This is a genomic window from Psychrobacter sp. 1U2, assembly GCF_051847575.1.
The window spans coordinates 1-1,298 of sequence record NZ_JBPYDC010000258.1; the positions used below are offsets into that span (position 1 = coordinate 1).

The window sequence follows — 1,298 nt, forward strand, 5'->3', positions numbered from 1 at the left end:
GTAGCGTCCAAATCAAAAGACCAAGCGCTCATCTCATCCAATGAATTGTGTGCTGAGTTTGGCGATTCAAGATAATCAATAGGCATATCATCATAGATAAGCGTGTCAGAAGATAAAAAGTCATCATCTTTTTGTTGCACGTTATTATGATTATTTTTTTGGTTGAAAGTAGAGGTGTTATTGATACCCGAAGGCTCGTTACCAGAAACCACAAGGTTTTCATTGACCAAAAATATCTGCTGACAGCGTTTGCAGCGTACTTTTGCATCCAGCTCATTTAGTAAAGTTTGTGGCAAACTAAAGTAGGCTTGACAAGAAGGACATTGTGTTTTGATAAGCGTAGTCATGTAATTGAGTCCAAAGAAATACAGTAATAATCACCATATACTCACTCACCAAAAACTGTCTTATTTGAGATATCTGTAACACGATAGACAATAGGGAGTAGTATTGCATTTGCAAAATCCAACCAATTACCTATCGTAACAGATGTAATAAATTGTTGCTAGTGTGTAAACAAAACTATTTTTTATTGCTATTGTGTAAATAATCCTGATAGACGTTGCCAATGTTGATCTTCTTGAGAAGTGAAAGCATGTTTGGGATCAAGGTCAAAGTAAGGACGATAAGCCTCTGCAACCTGCTCGGTCTGAGACTCAATTAATCCTGCTAACACTATGCGTCCTTTAGGTGTCATTAAAGTTGCAAAATAGGGAGCGAGACTAATAAGAGGTTTTGCTAAAATATTGGCAACAATAACATCCACTGGAATAATATCGTGCTGCGCGCAATAATCTGCAAACTCTTCTGGTAAAAATGCTTGCAATTGTCCATCAACCTTATTGCGTGCAGCGTTTTGGTTCGTAGCTAGAACTGCTTGTGGATCAATATCGACTGCATAGACTTGTTTGGCACCTAATAACAACGCGCCAATGCCCAATATACCCGAGCTGCAACCATAATCTATAATTACTTTATTCTCTAAGTCTTGCTCTGTTAGCCAGTCTAGACATAGACGCGTAGTGGCGTGATAACCTGTGCCAAAGGCAAGTCCCGGATCCATAACAATATTAGTGGCATCAGCGTCAGGTGGCGTTAACCAGTTAGGCACAATCCATAGGTTGTTAGCGCATTCAATTGGATGATAATGAGTCATCCATTCACGTTCCCAGTCCTTATCGTCAACTGCTGTTAACCAAATGCGACTGGCTTGTATTTGTGCTGCAATATCATGACTGAGCTGCTCAACGGCCTTTCGACTGCCGTCTTCAGTAGTAGCGTCAAAAAGGCCGGTTAGT

General features: G+C 40.1%; 2 protein-coding genes. Both read right to left on the reverse strand.

Annotated features, from left to right (window positions below):
• Positions 1-347 (reverse strand): zinc-ribbon domain-containing protein (locus ACS8FD_RS14980; RefSeq protein ID WP_439276441.1); only part of this gene is annotated, 347 nt, incomplete at its 3' end.
• Between the two features lie 188 nt (positions 348-535).
• Positions 536-1,298, reverse strand: a 763-nt coding sequence (gene prmA, locus ACS8FD_RS14985; protein ID WP_439276442.1) for a 50S ribosomal protein L11 methyltransferase, incomplete at its 5' end; no start/stop codon positions are given.